The sequence below is a fragment of the Ignavibacteriota bacterium genome (assembly GCA_016716225.1).
Taxonomy (GTDB): Bacteria; Bacteroidota; Ignavibacteria; order Ignavibacteriales; family Melioribacteraceae.
Genome location: JADJWT010000001.1, coordinates 3,865,005 through 3,889,344, shown reverse-complemented (window position 1 = coordinate 3,889,344; position 24,340 = coordinate 3,865,005). Strand labels below are relative to the sequence as shown.

Genomic DNA, 24,340 nt, shown 5'->3' with positions numbered 1-24,340 from the left:
CCCATTTTTTAAATGGGGTTTTTTATTTTGTACCAAACTCAATATTTTTCAAGCAAATAAAATTTCCAAACAGAATGAAATATTTACTAAAGAAAATTAATGATCATTTATTATCAAATTTTGATGAAATTAATATTAGCAATCTTAATTCAATTTCAATAAATCACTATTTATGGATGCAAAATAATTATAGTCCAAAAGTTGAAATAAAAGGTTGTTATTCTGAAAGTAGTATTTTTTTGAATTTTAAAGTTTTTGAAAATGAAATTACAGCAACTTATACTAAAATAAACGATCCGGTTTACAAAGATAGCTGTGTGGAATTTTTTATCAATTTATTCCCGGAAAATTCTGAGGCTTATTTTAATTTTGAAATTAATGCTATCGGTACAATTTATATTGGTTTTGGTAAAATTGGCAACAGAAAAATTCTACCTATTAAAGATGTTGAATTAGTAAAAGTGTTTTCAACTTTAACTAAACCTTTTATTGGCAATATTGAAAATAACTTTTGGGAAATTAAATTATTGATTCCAATTTACTTACTTGAAAAATATTATGTGCAAAAGTTTGCAAGAAATCCGGCAAAAGCAAATTTTTACAAATGTGGTGATGAAACACGTTTTGTTCACTATGGATGTTGGAATTTAATTAAATCTGAAAAACCAAATTTTCATTTGCCAAAATATTTTGGTGATTTACTTTTTGAATAAACCACCAAAGTTTAAATCTCAAATAACAAACTTGAAATAACAATAAAAGAAATTTTAAACATAAAAAACAAATCTCACCTCTATATATTATTTAAATTCTTAAAATTACTTTTGCAAACTCATTTTCTTATAAATCTAACTACAATTCAACCATAACAAATTTTGTTTCATACGGATTTACTTTCATAATTTTGTGTTCATTTAATTTGTTGCCAAGAACATTTACTTCATAAACATTTTGTTTGTTTTTATTTATCAAATTATCTAAAGAAATATTTCTTGCAGTTCCATTTATTTCTTTTAAGTGTAAGATAATTTTTTTTGTATTTTCAAAAGGCATTGCAGAAACTAAAATAATATTGGGATCGTTTAATTTTAAAAATGAATCGCTAAAATTATTGTTATTTGATTTACCTTCCGGAAAAACTCTTGAGGCAAATGGAATTCTATTTTCATAACCAAATTTGTAACTTTTTTCATTTGTATTTGTATTTGCAGTAGTGAACGAATAACTCCATTTTAATTCGCCATCTTGACTTGCTCTAAAATTTGTAACCCAATAATTATTTAAAACCCATGAATAAATATGAGTGTTTTCCGGAGCAGCAACATATTTGAATTCTCCAATATTCAAGCCGCCCAGATGAACTAAAGGAATATCATTTGATGAAAAAATTATTTGGGCATTTTCATTTTTAATTGTTGCAAAATTTTGAATAATATTCCAATCGGTTGAAGTCCCCGGAATTTGATCTTTGCCCGGTTCAACAATCCCACCTTGTGCTTCAAAAGTGATTTTAGAATTAGGTAGTGTGAACGGAAATGCAACATAAACTGCTTCTGGATTTGTTATCGCAAGTTTATTTATTGAATAATTTATATCAATTCTTTTTTCAAAATTGAAAAGTCTGATTTCCAAATTTATTTCACTGTTGCCACAGCATTTTTCATTTTTCCCCGATAAATAAATGCTGTTCCAAATATTTCCTTTTTTAACGCCTTTGAATTCCACATTAGTTAAAGTGGTCCTTACCGGTTGATCATCTAAAGTAAATCTTTCTAATTGATTTCTATTTGATAATTCTTCATAAATAAATTGACCCAATTTCCAATCCGAATTTTGGTCAATTAATTCGGTGTTCATTTCTTTATCAAAAATTGATTTTACTGCACCAATTTCAGTATCCAAAACAATTTTATAAAACTGATTTTCAAATTGTTGAGTTTCTTTTTCAATTATAGGTAATGATGAAAGTTCATTTTCAACAATAATTTTATAAAGTTTGTAACCCATAGACGGAATATTTTGTGCCCAAATATTCCAGTAAGTTCCATCTTCTCTGCTTGATTGTTGTTGAGCAAAAACTTCATTTCCTTCAAAATCTACAATTTTAAATTTTCTATTTCGTGGAATTATTTGATGGTCAATATAAATATTTGTCAACCCGGATCTTTGCCAATTTAGAGTGTTAAAAATTGCAATTGTAGGAGTTTCAGCTTTTGGAATATATTGTTGAATAAATCCCATTGCTTTTTCTTTTAAGATTTTTGTTCGTTTTGCCGCATCCCAAACATAAGCTGATTTCATCAGCCATTGAACATTTGTATTTTCAGAAGTTGGATTGCTTACACTTTCATCAGCACCAAAAGTATGTTCTGCATAGAAAAACAAGTTTTCTTCAATTTCGTTTAACTCATTTATAACATTATTTGGAACATCTGCACCAAGCAAAGAAGCGATGCTAAGTAATCCTTTGTTTGTAATTAAATCTGCTTGCGCTCTTCTTGTTTCCATAGTTTCTCTTGCAGCAGATCCAAAACCATCAGCCCACCAATCGGGCCAAGCTGCTTTTTGAACCGGTAAATTATTACCATATTGTTTTTCTATACTTTTAATAAAAGTTGATGCTGTTGAAATTTTTAATTTGGGCCATTCAAATTTTTCATTCCAGTCTTTTGCTAAGTTTGAAGCCATTAGCGAGGGTGGAGAATTATCAGTCACATATCCGGACATTTGTAAATGTGCTTCTTTAAACGGATAACCGGCTTTATTTAAATTTGCCAAATATTGCATTAAATGTGTTTGAACAAAATCAATATTTCCGGTATGAGCACCAACAACATTACCCGTCATATAATGATCTGCGCGATATGCAAGAATTTTATTTCCCGCTGGAGATTCCCACCAAAATACAGTTGGATAATTAAACGGAATTCTTGCACGATGTCCGTGCTCGCCCATAACTAAATATTTTATTCCGGCATTGTTTAAGAAATCAGCATAACACCAACCAATACCATTAATATCATTTTGCATAGCAGTTGAAACTGTAAATCCAGCATCAGTAATAGTTTTAATCGGTTTTAACATTGAGGCAAGTAAAGATTCATCGGGAATTTCTGAAATGTTAAATAACATACTCATAATTTCAATTCTTCCTTCCTGCACACGTTTTCTAAATCTATCAAGTTGTGATTTTGGTCTGCTATTTAAATATTTTAATACTGGCCATGCACTTTCGCAAGTCCATCTAAATTTTGCATCTTCAGGATAATCATCAGTTAAATCACAAAAATCCAAAGCATAATCTATAAATCTTAAATGTTCAGCAAGAATTTCAGTTTGACTTCGAGTATAACCAATATCCGTATGGCTGTGCATTACTAAATTTACAACCCATTCTTTAACTGGATTTACTACAAAAGATTTTTTAATAATTTCGTTTTCAATTTTAATTTCTGTTTCAATTTCCTTATTTACAAAATTTGTTGGTACAGAAATTTGGAATGTATTAAATCCGGTATTTACAGTTGAGTTATGTAAAAATCCGGTATTAGTTTTTATAGAAATTTCTTTTGGATTATCCAAATGAACAATATTCAATTTGTAAATTATAGAATTTCCATTTTTACTTTTTGAAACCAAATCTGTTGGTACAATTCTAACATCAGCGTCAACCTTTCCTTGAAATGTCATATACCAATCGGAGCTTTCTGCATCAACTCCGGTAACTTTTATATTTATTGGTTCACCAAATTTTATGTCATTTTTATGAATCTTTAATATTGCAATTCCCATTAAATCATTATATCTATCAGTTGTGGTTGCTTTAAAAGTTAGAAGAGAATTATTAATCCCTTTAATTTCCCAACTTCCAATTTTTGAACCCAGTTCATTTTTAAATTTTAGAAATGGTTTGTCATTTACAGAAAGTTTAAAGAGATGATTAATTGAATTTTGAGAAATTGCAAAATACCAAACAAAAGATATAAATTCATTTTTATAACTCTTCGGAACGGATTCCGTTTGCCACTCAATTACCATTTCACCCTTTCTGGCTCTAACCAGCAATGCTTTAGTAATATCCGGATGAGGTGAATGATAAGAAAAATTTCCTCGCTGAATAATTTTTTCATAACCTTGAATAAATTCATTTTTTTCACTTTGAGCAAATGCAGATGAGAAAAAAAACATAGCAAAAACTATTATTGTTAGCGTTAAATTATTTTTTTTCATTTTCTATCCCTTAATAATTTTTAAAATTATAATAGAACAATATCTAATAGCAAAATTGTAATTGTTTTATATAAAATCCATATTGGTTCTAATAAATGAATTTACTTTGTATTTTATCATTCAAAAAAAAATTTTGTTAAAAAGTTATTTAATTAGTAAGTTAATATATTCTACTTACACGAGTAAGTAAAGTTTTATTTTATATTTTTGGAAAATCAAAATGTTAAAAAATATTCCGCAAATAATTGGTGCAGATTTGTTAAAAATTCTCTGCGAAATGGGTCACGGTGATGAAATTGTAGTTGCAGATGGAAATTTTCCGGCTGCTTCAATTGCAAAACGTCTTATTAGAATGGACGGACACAATGTTCCGGTAATTTTAGAAGCAATCTTAAAACTATTTCCTCTTGATAAGTATGTTGAAAAGCCTGTTGGATTAATGAAAATAGTTGATGGTGATAATTATGTTCCAACAATTTGGGATGACTATAAAAAAATCCTTAATGAAAGTAATGAACACTTTACTGAATTTGAATTTATAGAAAGATTTGAATTTTACAAAAGAGCAGAAAAAGCTTATGCAGTAATAGCAACAAGCGAAATGGCACTTTATGCAAATATTATTTTGAAAAAGGGAGTTATAACTTTATAAATTTTTAACGTAATTAAAAATGAAAACTAAATTTCCAGAAAAAATAAGTACTGATAAATGATTATTTCACGCGAAGAATTTATAAAAGTTATTGCTGAAAAAGTAATTTCCAGATTATTTGAAGAAAGGAAGATTTCACATTTAAAAGATTCTGTAAATGAAAATTTGGAATTTATATTTGATAAAAAACTATTAACATATTCAGATGTGGAATTAACTAAAATAAAAGGTTTTACAAAAATTAAGGTTCGACCAAAAACAATAATCACACCGCTTGCAAATGATTTTTTAACACTTAATGGAATAAAAATCATTTATTCTGATAATGATGAAAGTTGTAGCAATCTAAATAAAATAGAAAATGTTCAATCAAACAAAATTGCTGTTCTTACAAATCTTAATGAAGATGCATATAAAAATAAAACAAAAGAAATTTTATTAAAACTTGGAATTGAAAGCGAATGTTTTACTCCAAAAAGTTTAAATAGTCTTGAATTTCAAAATTTGCTTGATGATTTAGTTGAAAAAACTGAAAATGATTTTTATAAATCTACAATAATTATTAGTAACGAATCATTTCAGCTAAGAAAAAGATTAGAGAATTTACGAAATTTTAAAGGTCAAATTTGTTGGGAAATTGGTAATTCAAAAGTGTGTTCGGTTAAATCAAAATATCTTTTTATCAATAGTAATTTGATTGGTTTTAAAATGCTTGAACAGAAAATTGTAAGCTGGTTAAACTTAAATAGCAAATAATTTTTCGAGGAAATAATTGTCTAATATTGACAGAAGATATATACAGAAATTAGTTACAGATGTGATAAATGAATTGGGAAATAAAAATTTTTCATCAACTAATCTTAATTCATCAAACGGAGTTTTTGAAAATGTTGATGATGCGGTTTATCAATCAAATATTGCACAGAAAAAATGGGTAAAAGTTTCTACAGAAGTAAAGAAAAAAATTATTTCCGAATTAAGAAAAACAATGCATACATATGCGGAAGATTTTTCCAAAAAAGCTCATGCCGAAACTGGAATGGGAAGAGTTGAAGATAAAATTGCAAAACATCATAATGCCGCTGATGCAACTCCGGGAATGGAAGATTTGGAAACAAAATCATGGACTGGTTCGAAAGGAACAGTTATAGAAGAAAGAGCTCCATATGGAGTTATTGCTGGAATTACTCCTTCAACACATCCGATACCGGTTTTATTAAATAGTATAATTATTTCAATTGCGGGTGGAAATAGTGTAGTTTTCAGTGTGCATCCTTCAGCAAAAAATGTTTCTGCATATGCAATTCAAATTTTTCATAAAGTAATTGTTGAAAATGGTGGACCGGAAAATTTAATTTCAATGATTAAAGAACCAACATTAGAAAATGTTAATAAATTATTTAACCATAATGATATTGACTTAATTGTAGCAACCGGTGGACCGGCTGTTGTTGAAGCTGCATTCAAAGCCGGAAAAAAAGTAATTGCTGCCGGACCCGGAAATCCACCCGTTTTGGTTGATCAAACTGCCGATTTAGATAATGCATCAAAAAGTATAATTACCGGAGCTTCATTTGATAATAATATTCTTTGTATTGCAGAAAAAGAAACATTTGTTGTAAAAGATGTATATGATGGTTTTATACAAGCAATGAAAAATAACGGTGCAGTTTATTTAAACTCTGAGCATGTTGATATTTTAACAAAGAAAGCTCTTATTAAGAATGAAAAAGGACATTTTTTTGGTTTAAGAGATTTTATTGGAAAAAATGCTAATATTTTAGCTTCAGCTTGCGGGCTAAATTTATCAGAAAATGTCAAATTATTATTTGGCGAAGTTTCCGCAAATCATCCATTTGTTATTGCTGAGCAAATGATGCCTTTTATGCCACTTGTAAAAGTAAACACATTTGAAGAAGGTGTCATAAATTGTAAAAAAGCTGAACATGGATTTGGTCATACTGCAGTTATTCATTCAAATAATCTGCAAAACATTACAAAGTTTACGCAAGAAATGGATACAAGTATTGTGATTGTAAACGGTTCATCCTTAGCAGGAAATGGCGGAAGTGCCGGCGAGGGATATTTCTCACATACAATTGCAAGCCCAACCGGAGAAGGAGTTTGTACACCAAAAGATTTTACTAGAGTTAGAAGAATTGCAATAAGTAATGCATTAAAAATTGTATAACAAATCATAATATAAAGGAGAAAAAATGAAATTGGAAGCACTTGGAATGATAGAAACTAAAGGATTAGTCGGCGCAATTGAAGCAGCTGACGCGATGGTAAAAGCAGCAAACGTAAGTCTAATCGGAAAAGAAATAATTGGTGGAGGATACGTTACAGTAATGGTTAGAGGTGACGTTGGAGCTGTTAAAGCTGCTACTGACGCTGGAGCTTCTGCAGCACAAAGAGTTGGAGAATTAGTTTCCGTTCATGTAATCCCAAGACCTCACGCAGATGTTGAAACCATTTTACCAAACTCCAAGTAAGGTAAAAATATAGGAGAATTAAAATGAGTTATAATCTAATTACCCTAAAAAAGCAAATTGTTGAAGTGGGTAAAAGAATGTATGACCGCGGTTATGTAGCATCGAATGATGGAAATATAAGTGCAAAAGTTGATGATGAAAAAGTTGTTATTACTCCAACCGGTGTTAGTAAGGGTTTCTTAACTCCGGATATGATGGTTGTTGTTGATATGAATGGTAAAACTTTGAATGGAAATAAAAAAGCTTCATCTGAAGTTTTTATGCATCTTCAAGTATATAAAGATAGACCAGATGTTCGAAGTGTTTGTCATTCGCACCCACCGTATGCAACTGGATTTGCAGTTGCCGGAATTCCGCTTGATAAATGCGTATTGCCCGAAGTAATAATTGCATTAGGCAATATTCCAATTGTTGAATATGGTACTCCCGGAACTGATGAATTTTACAAACCGGTTGTTCCTTTGCTTAAAGATTATGATGCATTTTTATTAGCAAATCATGGAGCTTTAACTGTCGGGAAAGATGTTTTAAATGCATATCACAAAATGGAAACGCTCGAGCATTTTGCTCATATTGCTTTTGTTGCTCAGCAAGTTGGAAGTATAAAAACTCTAAATAAAGATCAAGTAAAAAAACTTACAGATCAGCGCGAAAAATACGGAATAAGAACAAATGCCGGATGTATTACTTGCGAAACCGAAGGTACTTGTGAAATCCATAATGGAGATAAAACTTCTACAAATTTTGATTTCAATAATTTATCACAATTGGAAAAAGATAAATTGATTAACGAAATTACTGATGCAATCTTAAGTAAATTAAAATAATTTTGTTAGGAAACACTATGAAAATTGTTGTTTGCAATATTGGTTCAACAAGTTTAAAATTCCAATTACTGGATATGAATAATGAACAACAATTAGCAAAAGGTTATATTGAAAGAGTTGGTGAAAAAGATGCAATTGTAAATTATTGGATCGGAAATGAAAAAATTACTTCAATTACTTCAAATGTTCCAACACTTAAAAATGCAGTTAAACTTTCATTGGATTTTTTACTTGATCCAAAAAATAATCTTCTTAAAAGTATTGAAGAAATTGATGGAATTGGATTTAAAACAATTCAAGCCGGTGATAAAAATGGTTCAGTTATTTTAGATGATGAAGTTTTGCAAGCGATGGAAAATTATTCATCATTAGCTCCCGCCCATAATCCGCCGTATCTAGAAGCTATACATATGTTTCGTGAGTTACTTCCGAACACAAATTTAGTTGGAGTTTTTGAACCGGGATTTCATGTTGATATTCCGGATTATGCTAGAGTTTATGGAGTTCCGATTGAATGGATTGAAAATTATGGAGTAATAAAATATGGCTATCATGGCGCTTCGCACAGATTTATTACTTCTGAAACAATTAAAGTTCTAAATCTATATAAAGAAAATCACAAAATTATTTCTGTTCATTTAGGCGGATCTTCATCGTTATGTGCTTATAAAAATGGAAAATCTATTGATACAACAATGGGATTTACACCTCAAACCGGATTAATTCAAGGAACTCGAATAGGCGATTTGGATCCGTTCGTTCTTCCATACATTATGGAAAAAAAGAAAATTACACTTGATGAAGCATTGAAAGAATGTTCAAAAAATAGCGGATTGAAAGGACTTTCTGGAATTTCTGCTGATATGCGTGAAATTAAAGAAGCAATTAAAGAAAATAATAAAAATGCACTGCTGGCAAGGAATAAATTTATTTATGATATCAAAAGATATATTGGTGAATATATAATTTTAATGGAAGGAATTGATGCAATAACATTTACCGGCGGTATTGGACAAAAAGATTGGGAATTGCGAGAAGAAGTTTTAAACTCTTTAAAATTTTTAGGGTTTGAATTAAATAAAGAATTTAATCAAACACATCAACAAATTATTAACACTGAAAATTCAAAATTCTTCGCGTTAGTTTTAGATACAAATGAAGAACTTGTTGTAGCAAGAGAAACTAAAAAAGTTATCTTACAAAAGAAATAAATTTAAGCATTTACAATTTCTAAAATAGTTAAACAAAAATATTTGATATAGTTTCTGAATTTTTTTCGCAAACCTTTAGAGTCAACTTAAATGCAAGTAGCATTATTTATTCCATGTCTAAATGAGCATATTTATCCAAATGCTGCAATATCAATGGTAAAGATTTTAAAATATTTTAAGGTCAATACAGTTTATGTTGATGATCAAACTTGTTGCGGACAGCCGGCGTTTAATTCCGGGTATCAAAGTGAAATAATACCTCTTGTAGAAAAATTTATTAATCTTTTTGCAGATTTTGATTATGTAATTGCACCATCCGGATCTTGCGTTAGTATGGTAAAAAATCATTATCAAAATTTAAAAATTAATAATTCTTTAGATGAAAAATATAAATTGCTCAGAAATAAAATTTTTGAGTTTACCGAATTTCTTATAAAAGTATTAAATGTTAAAAATTTTAAAGCAAAATTTCCTCATAAAGTTACTTTTCATGATTCTTGTCATGCGTTAAGAGAATTAGGTATTTCATCCGAGCCAAGAAAAATTTTAGAAATGATAAGTGGTTTAGAATTAATTGAAATGAATGATTCCGATGTTTGCTGCGGATTTGGCGGAACGTTTTCTTATAAATATGAAAATGTTTCTGTTGCGATGGTTGAAAGAAAATGTACTAATATTTTAGATACAAAAGCTGAATATTGCGTTGGACTTGATTCAAGTTGTTTGATGAACATTGAAGGATTTATAAATAAAAATAAATTAAATGTTAATGTAATTCACATTGCTGATTTATTAGCTCAAAGTTTAGGGATTTAAATTTTGGATAATCAAAAACTGAATATCAAAAAACATGTAGAAGAAGCTTTAGCTGATGAAAATTTAAGAAAAGCAGTTTATAAAGCAACAGCGTCAACTTCATCAAGCAGAATTAGTACAACTAACTCAATTCCTTATTGGGAAGAATTGAGAAATAAAACTCATAAAATCAAAAAAGATGTAATTGAAAATCTTGATAAATATTTAGAACTATTTGAAAAAAAATGTATTGAAAACGGAATTAAAATTCATTGGGCTGTTGATGGAAATGATGCAAAAAAAATAATTTTAGATATTGCAAGAAAAAATAATGTTAAAACAATTGTTAAATCAAAATCACTTACCACAGAAGAAATTCACTTAAATGAACTTTTAATAGAAAATAATATTGATGCAGTTGAAACAGATCTAGGAGAATATATTGTTCAGCTTAATAATCAGGTCCCTTCACATTTAATTGCTCCGGCATTGCATCTTAGCAGAAATGATATCGGTAAATTATTCACTGAAAAATTAAAAACTCCTTTTACAAATGTACCAGAAGAATTACTACTTATCGCAAGAAAAAAATTGCGAGAAAAATTTCTTTCTGCAGAAATGAGTATTTCCGGTGTGAATTTTGGATTTGCTGAAAACGGTAATTTCTGTGTTGTTGAAAATGAAGCTAATGCACACTTAAGTATTAGTCTTCCCAAAATTCATTTGGCTTTAATGGGAATTGAAAAACTTTTACCAAGCATTGACGATTTACCTTTTTTCTTGAAACTTTTAGCTCCAAGCGCAACTGGACAAAAATCTTCTACTTACGTAAATTTTATTGGCGGACCAAGTTCAAAAAAATATAATGAAGGTCCGGAAGAAGTTCATATTGTTTTGTTAGATAATGGAAGATCAAAAATTCTCGCTGATCCAAAATTGCGTGAAACACTTTATTGTATTAGGTGTGGAGCCTGCTTAAATGTATGTCCGGTTTATCAGCAAATTGGTGGTCATGCTTATAATTGGGTTTATATGGGCCCAATTGGAATTACATTAATTCCGCAATATTTAAGTGAGATTGAAGGAAAAGAAGCGCCGTATTTATCAAGTTTGTGCGGAGCTTGCGGTGATGTTTGTCCCGTTAAAATTAAACTTCCCGAGCATATTCTTGAGTTAAGAAAAAAAGTTGTAGAAAAAGACAAATCAAAATTTCTTGAGAAAATTATTATTAAAACTTGGGCATATATTTCTACCAAACCAAAGTTATATAGATTTTTTGGATGGAGTGCTAAAAAAGCACAAAATTTTATTCCAAATGAATATTTAAAAATTCCGGGATATCATAAAAAAAGATCATTTCCGGGAATTGATAAAAAAGGTTTTCGTCAACAATTTTACGAACTATATAATTCCGATAAATGAGCAGCAAAGATAAAATACTTTCCAGAGTTAAAATTGCATTAAGCAACAAATTGGAAAAAGAGGAAATAATTCCAAACACGGATGATTTACTTTTTTCAAAAATTAATGAATTTACAATGGTTAAAAAATCAGAATTGATTAAACAATTTGAAAATGAATTACAAAAAATTAATGGTGAATTTTTATTAGTTGAAAATTTCGAAAAAGCAGCTGAATCAATAACAAAAATTTTAAATTCAGAGAGTGAAAATTTTGTTGTTACAACTAATCAAGAATTATGTCTTAAAATAAAAAATCAAATTGAAAAACAAATTCCCCAAATTAATTTTATTGTAGCAAATGATTTTAATAATGAAGAGCGGAAACAAAAAATTAGTGAAATCAAAACTTCCATAGTTCAAGCTGATTATGCTGTTTCAGATATTGCTCAACTTATATTTTTCTATGATAATTCAAAAACAAGTTTTCCACATTTTCTTTGTGATTATGTTATTGCAATTTTAGAAGTTAAATATCTAATCCCAAATCAATTTGAACTTTTTAAAATAATTGATAAAGAAAAAGCGAAAAATATGGTGATGGTAGCTGGACCAAGTCGTACAGCCGATATAGAAAAAGTTTTAGTTTTAGGTGCTCATGGTCCAAGAAAATTATTAGTGATTTTTGTTGACGATCCGTCACTTGATAAAAATTAAATTTTGGTGAAGTTAAATGAAATCAAATAAATTTTTGGCAATAGATTTTGGTGCTGAAAGCGGCAGAGCAATTGTTGGAATTTTAGAAAATAATAAAATTAGATTAGAAGAAGTTCATCGGTTTCCAAATCGTCCAGTGAATATTCACGGAAGTTTATATTGGAATATTCTACAGTTATTTGAGGAATTGAAAACCGGAATATCTAAAGCTGTACAGAAAGGTCATGTTGATATTCAAAGCATTGCTGTTGATACTTGGGGAGTTGATTTTGGATTTGTTACACAAGACAATCAACTTCTTGGAAATCCTTTTGCTTACAGAGATTCCAGAACAAATGGGATATTAGAACATGCTTTTAAACTAATGCCAAAAAAAAATATATATAATTTAACCGGAATTCAATTCATGCAGATAAATTCTGCGTTCCAACTTTTGAGCATGGTTAAAAGTAAAAGTGAAATTTTACAAAATGCTGATAAACTTTTATTTATGCCAGATCTTTTTAACTTCTTACTAACCGGTGAAAAAAAATCTGAATATACAATTTCATCAACATCGCAACTACTTAATGCAAAAAGTAGAAAATGGGAAAACAAAATTTTTAACGGATTAAAAATTCCGAAAAAAAATATGTGTGAAATTGTTTTTCCCGGAACAAAAATTGGAAATCTTCATCCTTCAATCTGTAATTCTACAGGAATAAAAGAAATTGATGTAATTGCTGTGGGAAGTCACGATACGGCAAGTGCCGTTGCAGCTGTTCCCAATTTAAATAATAATTGTATTTACATAAGTTCTGGAACTTGGTCTTTAATTGGTGTTGAATCAGATATGCCAATTATAAATGAAAAGTCATTTACCTCCAATTTTACTAACGAAGGCGGAGTTGGCGGAAAAATAAGATTTTTGCAAAATGTAATGGGAATGTGGATTATCCAACAGTTAAAAAAAGAATGGGAATTGGAAGGAAAATCTTTCACTTATGAACAATTGAATAAAATTGCAAAAAATGCAAAACCTTTTAGATGTTTTATTGATGTTGATTCTCATGAATTTTTAAATCCACCGAAAATGTCAATTGCAATAAATGAATATTGTAAAAACACTAACCAAATAATTCCAAAAACAAAAGGGGAATATATTCGATCTGTTTTAGAAAGCTTAGCAGTAAAATATAAAACATTAATTGAAGAATTAATTTCGATTACGAAAAAAGAAATTAACATTATTAATATTGTTGGCGGCGGATCCCAAAATGAATTGTTAAATCAATTTACCTCAAATTGTACAGGTCTAAAAGTAATTGCCGGTCCGGTTGAGGCAACTGCTTTGGGAAATATTATGGTTCAAGCAATTTCGCAAAAAAGAATAAAAGACATTTCACACGGAAGAAAAATAATTGCAAACTCTGTTGATTTAAAAGAATATTCACCCACACAAACCGATTTATGGGAATTGCATTACAAAAATGCAAAACTTATTTTCCAAAATAAGTAATGAAATTTTTGATTAAATTGATTTTAAAATATTGTGTAAATGAATAAAAAAAATTATCTTACACGTGTAAGTAAAATTAGTCTTACACGTGTAAGTTTTTTTATACTAATAAAAATTTCATGACTGTTAAACAATCTGATATTGCAGTTAAACTAGGAATTTCTAGAGTAACTGTTACCAAGGCATTGCAAGATAGTCCGGATATTTCTGCGGAAATGAAAATAAAAGTTAAAAAAACCGCAGAAGAAATGGATTATATTCCTAATTTAACTGCGCGACATTTAACAGAAAAAAAAACACGCACAGTTGGAATAATTATTCCCGATATAACAAATATGTATTTTTCATCCATTGTAAAGGGAATGATGGAAATTGCGGAAAAGGAATCTTATCATATTATTTTAACTGTTTCAAGAGAAGACAGCAAAATAGAAAGTGAAAATATTTTTAAGTTACTTTCCATGAATGTTGACGGTTTGTTAGTTTCTCAAACTTTAGATAGAGTTGAAGCCGAAATTTTTGAAAGAATAAAAAAAAGAAAAAAACCTTTTGTATTTTTTGGAAGACCGGTTGGATTTACCGGTTTCAATTCAATTGGATTTGATGATTTTTTTGCAGCTCAAAAACTAACTGAACATTTAATAAAAAAAGGCTACACAAAAATTGCTCATATTTCCGGAGATATAAAAAGTGACGGTGGTCCAAGATTAGAAGGTTTTCTGGATACTATGAAAAAACATAATCTGGAAATAAATGATCAGTGGATTATTTTAGGGAAATTTTTCCCGGATTACGGTTATACCGGCTTTCAAAAAATTTATGAAAGTGGAAATTTACCTGAGGTTATATTTTGTGGTAACGGAATGATTGCCCAAGGTGTTTATGATGCAGCTAGAGCATATAATTTCAATATTCCGCAAGATATTGGAGTTGTTGCAGTTGATCACAAAAGTTTTGCAGAAATGCTTTATCCAAAATTAACTTATGTTGATTATCCAACAAGAATTTTGGGAAATGAAGCAATGAAAATGCTAATAAAGAAAATTAAACTCAGTGATAAAAAATGTAAAATAGAGAACATCATTCTTGATTCGTATTTAATAGAAAATAACTCACTACTTTAAGGGGCATTAATTCCGCAATGGATATTAATAAAGTAAATCTGAATACTGGACACAAACCTAAGATTGTTCCAAAACATTTTTTGGTACCTTTTATATTAGTAACAACTTTATTTGCTTTATGGGGATTTGCTAATGATATTACGAATCCAATGGTTGCAGCATTCCAAACTGTTATGGAAATTTCCGCAGCACGTGCAGCTTTAATTCAATTTGCATTTTATGGCGGATATGCAACTATGGCAATTCCGGCAGCACTTTTCATTCAAAAATATAGTTATAAAAGTTCAATTTTGTTGGGGTTATTACTTTATGCTGTTGGAGCATTACTTTTTTATCCTGCAGCAAAATATGAGATTTTTGAGTTCTTTTTGGTTTCATTATACATACTAACATTTGGATTAGCATTTTTAGAAACTACTGCAAATCCATATATTTTATCTATGGGGGATGAAAAAACTGCAACACGGAGATTAAATTTTGCACAATCATTCAATCCGGTTGGATCATTATTTGGAATGTTTGTTGCCTCAAATTTTATCCTTACTTCACTAAAATCGGATGTTCGAAATGATTCCGGTGATTTGATTTTTAATACTTTAAGCGAAACTGAAAAAGCAGTTATTCGTTCCCACGATTTGGCAATAATTCGTGATCCTTACGTTTTACTGGGAGTAGTTGTGATTATTGTAATTGCTATAATATTTTTCTATAAAATGCCAGTTACAAATAAAACTGATAATGGAATTCACCCATTAGTTTCAATTAGAAGATTAATCAAAAATCTTAAATATCGTGAAGGTGTAATAGCTCAAGTTTTTTATGTTGCTGCTCAAATAATGTGTTGGACATTTATAATTCAGTATGCTGAAAATCTTGGTGTTACAAAAGCGCAAGCACAAAATTATAATATTGTTGCGATGTCAATTTTTCTTACAAGTAGATTTGTAAGTACATATTTAATGAAATACTTAAACTCAAGATTGTTATTAACTCTATTTGCAATTGGTGGAATGTTTACAACTTTAGGAACGATATTTATTGTTGGTAAAATTGGATTATATTGTTTAATAGCAACTTCAGCTTTTATGTCTTTGATGTTTCCAACAATTTACGGCATCGCATTAGAAGGATTGAAAGAAGATACAACCTTAGGTGCAGCTGGATTAGTTATGGCAATAGTCGGCGGTGCATTAATGCCGCCTTTACAAGGATTAATTATTGATTTTGGAACTATTGCAAATATGCCGGCAGTAAATGTTTCATTTATTTTGCCATTTATAAGTTTTGTTGTAATTGCTATTTATGGGTATCGAACTTTAAGAGTTCATATGTTTGTTTAGTATAATTTTTTTTATTTGCATTTTTATTTTTGTTTGAAAATATTATTATAACATTAGTCTAATGAGGCAAAAATGTTTTTGATTATAAAAAAAATCAAATTTCTTTTGATATACTTATTTGTAACATTTGGTGTTATAAATGCCCAAAGTGGGGGATTGCGAGGAGTAGTAAAAGATATCCAGACGAAAGATGCATTACCAGGAGCGAATATAATAATAGTGGGAACCAGTATAGGCGCAGCGACCGATGTAGAGGGAAAATTCTTACTAAGAAATGTAACACCCGGACAATATAGAATAAAAGCAACATATGTAGGATATGATGCAAAAGAGATGAGCGTAAATATAGTATCAGGTAAAACAGTAGAAATAATATTTGAATTAAATGCAGTAAGCGTAGAAGGAGAAACAGTAGTAGTAACAGCTCAAGCAAGCGGTCAGAAAGAAGCAATAAATCAGCAGTTGTCATCAATACAGATAAAGAACGTAGTATCAATGGCAAGGATACAAGAATTGCCGGATGCGAATGCAGCAGAATCGGTAGCAAGATTACCCGGAGTATCATTGTTGAGAGAGGGAGGAGAAGGATCGAGAGTAGTAATAAGAGGGTTATCACCACAATATAATCAAGTAACAATAGATGGGGTACAATTACCAGGAAACGTTGTATCGAATGACCCGACGGAACAAACATCAATAGTAGGAGATAGAGCAACGAATTTGAGTATGATCTCATCTAGCATGTTGGGAGGGATAGAAGTAATAAAGGCAATAACACCAGATATGGATGCAGCGGTATTGGGAGGAGTAGTAAATTTCGGATTAAGGAAAGCAGTAAAGGATAAAGAAGGAAATCCGACATTTGGATTAACGACGCAAGGCAGTTATAATGGATTAAAGGAGACATATAATGATTATATGTTTGTAGGCTCATATGAGCAGAGATTTTTTGATGGAAGTTTCGGAATATTTTTACAAGGATCAACAGAAAAGAGGAATAGAAGTTCCAATAGATTAGGAGCGGGTTATATCTTAGAAGATAAGACACATGGGGATGAAGGGATACCGAATATAAACTCAGTAAATTTGACAGATGTATTTAGTGAGAAGGAAAGACATGGTGCAACGTTAGTATTGGATTATGCATATGAGGATGGAGAAATAGGAATGATGAATTTCTTCAGCAAAAGTGATACTAAATCTGATTACAGAAATCAATCTGTTAATTTAGTTGGAGATGATGTATTTTATTCAGCTTCTGATGTAAATAATGAATTAAATGTCATAACTAATTTGCTTAGTATAAAACAAGAAATACCAATTTTCCATGTAGACCTAAAACTATCTCATACATATTCGGAAAGTAAAAATCCAGGAGATATATCATTTTTGTTTTGGCAAGATGTTGGTGGTTTAGCTGGACTTGGTAACTTGACAAAACTTAGACCTATTGAATTAGTAAAATTACCAAATTATAATTCTTCTGCTTCAAGACTTAATACTATAACTACATCTGATAATTTTTCAAGAGAGAGAGTACTTTCAGCTTCATTAGATTTTCAAACAGATTTAAATATTTTAGATTTCTTAACTGCGAAAGTTAAATTTGGCGGAAGTTATTTATATAGAGATAGGTCTTATGATATAAATACTGGTCATGCTGGAAATATATTCCTTGGTGGAGGAAATACTGTAGCCAATATTCTAAAATATTATCCTGATATGGAATTGAATGGTAGCAGTGTTACAGTCTCAAATTTTATTGATAATTCATATTCGTTTGATAATTTTCTAAATGGAGATTATCCAATTCATTATCCTATCGATATTGATTTTATGAAGCAAATTCTTAAAATAGTTCAAACTAACAGCCCAGATAATGAATCTTATCAAGAAAATGAAAGTGTTTCTTTAATTCATGATTATCATGGAACAGAAGATAAAAGTGCTGCTTATGTAATGGCAACTTTTAATATAGGTGAAAGTATAACCGTTTTACCAGGTGTACGTTATCAAAATCTAACAACAAATTATTTTGCATATAGAGGGAAACAAGTTCCTGGTGGATATCAGTATACTGATACAACAACCAATAGACCAAATGGTTATTTATTACCAGCATTGCATTTAAGATATAAACCCTTTTCTTGGTTGCAAATACATTTTGCTTATACTAATACATTAAACTATCCCGATTTTAACACAATTGTTCCTAAATATAATATAGGTACCGGAAGTATTTCATATAATAATTTCAGGTTGAAACCTGCAACTTCAGAAAATTTTGATTTAGTCTTTTCAATTTACAATAATGAAATCGGATTATTGACATTCGATGGGTTTAAAAAAAGAATTGAAGATTTAATTTTTGCTTCAACAATGTATGTTACAAGTTTAAATGACTATCCTGATTTACCACAAGAAGGTAATAGGCTTTTCGAATTTAGTACTTTTATAAATAATCCAATCGCGATTGATGTTTGGGGTATTGAAACTGATTGGCAAACACATTTCTGGTATTTACCAGAACCTTTCTCAAATATTGTTCTAAATTTTAACTATACACATATTTTCTCAGAGGCAAGCTATCCAAGAAGTGAGTTAAAAAATGAATATAATGAAATGGGAGAACTAACTTCTACAATTATTGATACCTTTTATAGTACACGTTTATTAAATCAACCAAATGATATTATGAATTTTTCTTTGGGTTATGATTATAAGGGTTTCTCAGGTAGAATTTCAATGCTGTATCAAGATAATATCTTTAAAAGACCAGATTTTTGGAATCAATTAAGAGTTCATTCAGATAAATATACAAGATGGGACTTGTCACTTAAACAAACATTACCATGGTATGGAATTCAATTATTCTTTAACTTAAATAATTTAACAGGTACAGAGGATACAGATTTAAATCAGAAAAACAGTTTTCCGGCTTCAATTGAAAGATATGGTATGACGGGGGATATTGGTTTGAGAATTATTTTATAATAGAACCACAATTTTCATATAAAATAAGTGATTCTTAAAATTATATTGTACAGTAATTTAAAATTATTTATTTTGATGTACGAAAAACTTACACGAGTAAGTAAATTTTTAGTATAAAGATTTTTTTTGAATTTTGTGAATAATTTATTGTAAAAAAATTAAATTTTTAAGAGGTAACTATGTTACGAAAATTTTCAGTTTTTAATTTCTTCATTATAATTTCTATGGTTATTTGTATTGGTACTAATTTTGCCCAAAGTGGGGGATTGCGAGGAGTAGTAAAAGATATCCAGACGAAAGATGCATTACCAGGAGCGAATATAATAATAGTGGGAACCAGTATAGGCGCAGCGACCGATGTAGAGGGAAAATTCTTACTAAGAAATGTAACACCCGGACAATATAGAATAAAAGCAACATATGTAGGATATGATGCAAAAGAGATGAGCGTAAATATAGTATCAGGTAAAACAGTAGAAATAATATTTGAATTAAATGCAGTAAGCGTAGAAGGAGAAACAGTAGTAGTAACAGCTCAAGCAAGCGGTCAGAAAGAAGCAATAAATCAGCAGTTGTCATCAATACAGATAAAGAACGTAGTATCAATGGCAAGGATACAAGAATTGCCGGATGCGAATGCAGCAGAATCGGTAGCAAGATTACCCGGAGTATCATTGTTGAGAGAGGGAGGAGAAGGATCGAGAGTAGTAATAAGAGGGTTATCACCACAATATAATCAAGTAACAATAGATGGGGTACAATTACCAGGAAACGTTGTATCGAATGACCCGACGGAACAAACATCAATAGTAGGAGATAGAGCAACGAATTTGAGTATGATCTCATCTAGCATGTTGGGAGGGATAGAAGTAATAAAGGCAATAACACCAGATATGGATGCAGCGGTATTGGGAGGAGTAGTAAATTTCGGATTAAGGAAAGCAGTAAAGGATAAAGAAGGAAATCCGACATTTGGATTAACGACGCAAGGCAGTTATAATGGATTAAAGGAGACATATAATGATTATATGTTTGTAGGCTCATATGAGCAGAGATTTTTTGATGGAAGTTTCGGAATATTTTTACAAGGATCAACAGAAAAGAGGAATAGAAGTTCCAATAGATTAGGAGCGGGTTATATCTTAGAAGATAAGACACATGGGGATGAAGGGATACCGAATATAAACTCAGTAAATTTGACAGATGTATTTAGTGAGAAGGAAAGACATGGTGCAACGTTAGTATTGGATTATGCATATGAGGATGGAGAAATAGGAATGATGAATTTCTTCAGCAAAAGTGATACTAAATCTTTATATAGAAGACAAAATTTAAGTCTTATTCAAGATGATTTAAATTATTCTGCTTCAGATGTAGACAATGAACTTAATATTATCACAAATTTGTTAAGCATAAAACAAGATATTCCAATTTTCCATGTAGACTTAAAACTATCACATACATATTCGGAAAGTGTTAATCCTCAAGATATGACTTTTTCTTTTTGGCAAGAAGTTGCTGGGTTAACAGGATTAGGTAATTTAACGAGATTACATCCTCAAGATCTTTCAAATCTTGCAGTTCCAGATTATTCTAGAACAGCTTTTAGTGGCATTAGTACTTCGGAAAATTTTACAAGTGATAGAGCATTTTCAGCTGCAGTTGATTTTCAAACAGATTTTGTCGTAGCTGATTTCTTAACTGCGAAAGTTAAATTTGGCGGAAGTTATTTATATAGAGATAGGTCATATGACTTTAATACAGCCAATGGGGCTTTCTTATACTCAGGAAGTCAAGCTGGATTAGATGCAATTTTTGAAAAGTATCCAGATTTAATTACAACAAGTGGAAGAATCGGTTTAGAAAATTTTATTGATGATTCATATTCTTATGGCAACTTTTTAAATGGAGATTATGAAATTGCTTATCCACTTGGTTTTGATCTGATGTATGATATTTTAGAAATTGCAGCAAAAGTTCCTGGAGCAAAGGGTTATGAAGGTTATAAGGTAGATCTTCATGGTTCAAGAATTTATGATTATCATGGCACAGAAGCTAAAAGCGCTGCGTATGTAATGGCAACATTTAATATTGGAGAAGATATAACAATTTTACCAGGTCTTCGTTATCAGGACCTTACCACAGATTATTTTGCATATAGGGGTAAAGTTGTTTCTGGAGGTATACAATATACAGATACAACTGTTAATAGACCAAATGGTTATTTTTTACCAGCCTTGCATTTAAGATATAAACCTTTTTCATGGTTGCAAATACATTTTGCTTATACAAATACATTGAATTATCCAGATTTTAATACTATAATTCCACGATATAATATTGGTACTTCATCTATATCATATAATAATTATAAATTGAAACCAGCTACTTCCGAAAATTTAGATCTAGTTTTATCGGTTTATAACAACGAAATAGGATTATTTACATTAAATGGATTCAAAAAAAGAGTTGAAGATTTGATTTTTGCATCAACTACATACAAGACTGATTTAAGTGAATATCCTGATTTACCACAAGAGGGTAATCGACTTTTTGAATTTAGTACTTTCATTAACAATCCTATTCCAATTGATCTTTGGGGTATTGAAACAGATTGGCAAACACATTTCTGGTATTTACCAGAACCTTTTTCAAATATTGTATTGAATATAAACTATACTCATATATTTTCTGAAGCTAGTTATCCAAAAAGTGAATTATTAAACGAATATGATGAAAATGGAATGCTTATTTCCACAGTAATTGATACTTTTTACACGACAAGAATGTTAAATCAACCAAATGATATTATGAATTTTTCTTTGGGTTATGATTATAAGGGTTTCTCAGGCAGAATTTCAATGCTATTTCAAGATAATATTTTTAGACGACCAGCTTTCTGGATGCAAGAGAGAGTTCACACAGATAAATATACTAGATGGGATTTGTCATTAAAACAAGAATTGCCCTGGTACGGAATTCAGTTATATTTTAACCTAAACAACATTACTGGAGAAGAAGATAAAGAAATCAATCTAAAGAATAAATACCCAGTTTCTCGAGATAGATATGGTATGACTGGGGATATTGGGTTGAGAATTAATTTATAATTCAATATAATAAAGGAGTAGTTACAAAATAAAATAGTTTGTTTTAACTAATTAAATCATCTTTACAACCAATTAGGAGGCAGTACATGAAAAAAATGCTTTTAGTTTCATTTCTTTTTTTAACAGCAGCTTTATTTGTAGTTCCAACACAAGTAAGTGCTCAAGATATTTTGGATGTTGAAGTTTTACCTCCCGGAAATATCAATACAGTTATTAATGGTGATACAGTTGCCGGCGGTTTAAGAGCTCATCCAGATCGTATCTACAGATTAAAAAGAGGCGCAATTTATCAAGTTACAGAACCATTAAGAATTAATGGTAATCTTACAATTATTGCAACTGATGTATCGGGTGATCCAAACGCAGCATCAAACAGACCTCCAGTTTTAGCTCCAGCAATTCTTACTGATAATTCATCTGTTGGTGGATTCTTTGATTTTATCGGTGAAGGTGCTAAAATTGATTTAAGTGATCTTTATCTTCTTGCTATCAGAGCTGACCAAAACTGGTTAGGCTGGGGTGAAGGTATGGTTCTCCGTGCTGATCATATTTCATTGAAAATGCGTCGTGTAATAATGGAAGGTTGGTCAAACGTTGCAATCAATCCAAGTGGTCAATGGCACAAAGTTGATATTCAAGATTGCGTTTTTAGAAATAACCAACATACAGGATCTTGGTTTGGTGGTCAAGTTATGAGAGGACCTGGTGGAGTTGCTTCTGATACAATTATTTTTAGAAACAACACATTTTTCTCTAATAGCTCATACTTAATGGATGTTAGAGGCTTTGACAAATTATCAATATTTGAACATAATACTGTTGTTTATGGAGTTGTAAATCCATTTTTAATTCGTCAAGCTTCAAATTTACACATGAAGAACAATGTTTTCTATGGCGCTCATGCATTTGGCGGAAACCCAACTCATGTAATAGATGGTTGGTTCTTAAATTATCCTGATACAGCTTCAAGTACAATTTGGAGAATTAGAGGACGTGATTCTGTTAGCTATTGGTCAGAATTATGGGGTTCAACAATTTCTGGACCAGAAGCATTCGTAAATGATGGCGCTGGTGCTACTGCAGATTTATTTAATCCAGCAAACAGAGTAACAGAAGCACAAAACAATGCATATCATTTCCCAGCAGCATTAAATTCATTTATTGATGCTTATAATGATACAACAGCTATTTACGATTCAATCACAGTTCCAGTTACTGGTGGAACAAATAAAAAAGAACATGTTAAAAGAGTAATCAAAAAATCTGGTTGGATAAGTGACTATGCTCAATGGACATTAGATGAACTTTTACCACCTCTTGGCACAACAATCATGCATGCAAATAATAATGATACCGATCCTGGTTTTGGTACAGATGTAGCTGATCAATTATCAAAATTAACCGGTTATATTCATGAAATTAGCACAGGTAAAATTGATGAAGTAACCTGGCATTTTTATCCAGCAAGTGGTAACTTGTATCCACCAGCATGGCCATTACCAGAAAACTTAGCTTATACAAATACAGCTTTGCAATCTGCTGGAACAGATGGATTTGCTCTTGGTGATTTAAACTGGTTCCCAGAACAAAAAGCTCAATGGATATTAGGTGTTGAAAAAGTTGGAACAGAAATTCCTAATAATTTTGAATTAGGTCAAAACTATCCAAACCCATTTAACCCAACAACAAATATTGATTTCAAAATTGCTTCAACTGGCTCTGTTAAATTAGTTGTTTATAATATTCTTGGACAAAGAGTAAGAACACTAGTTAACGAAAACTTGAAAGCTGGAAATTATCAAATCGTTTGGAACGGTACTGATGAAACCGGTAAAAAAGTTGCAAGTGGTAATTATTTATTAAGTCTTGAAACAGATGCTTTCAGAGCAACTAGAAAAATGGTTCTCTTAAAGTAATTTTATTTTTGTTTTATGTTTCATAACAGCC

At 30.3% G+C, this 24,340-nt stretch carries 17 protein-coding genes; 16 read left to right on the top strand and 1 reads right to left on the bottom strand.

All coding sequences use genetic code 11. The features are described 5' to 3' along the window. Positions 1-74 precede the first annotated feature (74 nt). On the top strand, positions 75-713 hold the full coding sequence (locus IPM32_16730) for a hypothetical protein (protein MBK8946896.1): 639 nt from the start codon (positions 75-77) through the stop codon (positions 711-713). A gap of 139 nt (positions 714-852) precedes the next feature. On the opposite strand, the gene IPM32_16725 is transcribed toward IPM32_16730, so the two are convergent. After that, positions 853-4,230: a glycosyl hydrolase family 38 gene (locus IPM32_16725; GenBank protein ID MBK8946895.1), complete on the bottom strand. Its 3,378-nt coding sequence runs from the start codon at positions 4,228-4,230 to the stop codon at positions 853-855. A 220-nt stretch (positions 4,231-4,450) separates the two neighbouring features. Between IPM32_16725 and IPM32_16720 the strand changes: the two genes are divergently transcribed. The 15 genes from IPM32_16720 to IPM32_16650 all read left to right on the top strand — a co-directional run bounded on the left by IPM32_16720 (position 4,451) and on the right by IPM32_16650 (position 24,309). After that, a complete protein-coding gene (locus IPM32_16720; protein ID MBK8946894.1) occupies positions 4,451-4,882 on the top strand; it encodes a fucose isomerase in 432 nt (143 codons plus the stop codon). A gap of 57 nt (positions 4,883-4,939) precedes the next feature. Next, positions 4,940-5,638 carry a hypothetical protein gene (locus tag IPM32_16715; GenBank protein ID MBK8946893.1) on the top strand — a complete coding sequence of 233 codons (699 nt, stop codon included), beginning with the start codon at positions 4,940-4,942 and terminating at the stop codon, positions 5,636-5,638. A 16-nt stretch (positions 5,639-5,654) separates the two neighbouring features. Next, on the top strand, positions 5,655-7,073 hold the full coding sequence (locus IPM32_16710) for an aldehyde dehydrogenase (protein ID MBK8946892.1): 1,419 nt from the start codon (positions 5,655-5,657) through the stop codon (positions 7,071-7,073). 25 nt (positions 7,074-7,098) lie between these two features. Next, positions 7,099-7,377 carry an ethanolamine utilization microcompartment protein EutM gene (eutM, locus tag IPM32_16705; protein MBK8946891.1) on the top strand — a complete coding sequence of 93 codons (279 nt, stop codon included), beginning with the start codon at positions 7,099-7,101 and terminating at the stop codon, positions 7,375-7,377. Positions 7,378-7,400: 23 nt separating this feature from the next. Next, on the top strand, positions 7,401-8,204 hold the full coding sequence (locus IPM32_16700) for a class II aldolase/adducin family protein (protein MBK8946890.1): 804 nt from the start codon (positions 7,401-7,403) through the stop codon (positions 8,202-8,204). Between the two features lie 17 nt (positions 8,205-8,221). After that, a complete protein-coding gene (locus tag IPM32_16695) occupies positions 8,222-9,415 on the top strand; it encodes an acetate/propionate family kinase (protein ID MBK8946889.1) in 1,194 nt (397 codons plus the stop codon). Positions 9,416-9,505: 90 nt separating this feature from the next. Further along, positions 9,506-10,231 (top strand): (Fe-S)-binding protein, encoded by a 726-nt coding sequence (locus IPM32_16690; GenBank protein MBK8946888.1) that lies wholly within the window; start codon positions 9,506-9,508, stop codon positions 10,229-10,231. A 3-nt stretch (positions 10,232-10,234) separates the two neighbouring features. Further along, positions 10,235-11,632 carry an iron-sulfur cluster-binding protein gene (locus tag IPM32_16685; GenBank protein MBK8946887.1) on the top strand — a complete coding sequence of 466 codons (1,398 nt, stop codon included), beginning with the start codon at positions 10,235-10,237 and terminating at the stop codon, positions 11,630-11,632. Next, on the top strand, positions 11,629-12,327 hold the full coding sequence (locus tag IPM32_16680) for an LUD domain-containing protein (GenBank protein MBK8946886.1): 699 nt from the start codon (positions 11,629-11,631) through the stop codon (positions 12,325-12,327). The genes IPM32_16685 and IPM32_16680 overlap by 4 nt, the downstream gene beginning before the upstream one ends. 16 nt (positions 12,328-12,343) lie before the next feature. Further along, on the top strand, positions 12,344-13,825 hold the full coding sequence (locus tag IPM32_16675) for a rhamnulokinase (GenBank protein MBK8946885.1): 1,482 nt from the start codon (positions 12,344-12,346) through the stop codon (positions 13,823-13,825). 119 nt (positions 13,826-13,944) lie between these two features. Then, entirely contained in the window at positions 13,945-14,949 is a 1,005-nt protein-coding gene (locus IPM32_16670; protein MBK8946884.1) for a LacI family DNA-binding transcriptional regulator, read from the top strand. A 17-nt stretch (positions 14,950-14,966) separates the two neighbouring features. Further along, positions 14,967-16,289, top strand: coding sequence for an L-fucose:H+ symporter permease (fucP, locus tag IPM32_16665; GenBank protein ID MBK8946883.1), 1,323 nt, complete (start codon positions 14,967-14,969; stop codon positions 16,287-16,289). 105 nt (positions 16,290-16,394) lie between these two features. Continuing rightward, the gene (locus IPM32_16660) at positions 16,395-19,283 is read left to right on the top strand and encodes a TonB-dependent receptor (protein ID MBK8946882.1); all 2,889 of its coding nucleotides are present in this window, start codon (positions 16,395-16,397) and stop codon (positions 19,281-19,283) included. A 179-nt stretch (positions 19,284-19,462) separates the two neighbouring features. After that, a complete protein-coding gene (locus tag IPM32_16655) occupies positions 19,463-22,393 on the top strand; it encodes a TonB-dependent receptor (protein ID MBK8946881.1) in 2,931 nt (976 codons plus the stop codon). An 86-nt stretch (positions 22,394-22,479) separates the two neighbouring features. Then, positions 22,480-24,309 (top strand): T9SS type A sorting domain-containing protein, encoded by a 1,830-nt coding sequence (locus tag IPM32_16650; GenBank protein MBK8946880.1) that lies wholly within the window; start codon positions 22,480-22,482, stop codon positions 24,307-24,309. The last annotated feature ends 31 nt before the right edge of the window (positions 24,310-24,340 follow it).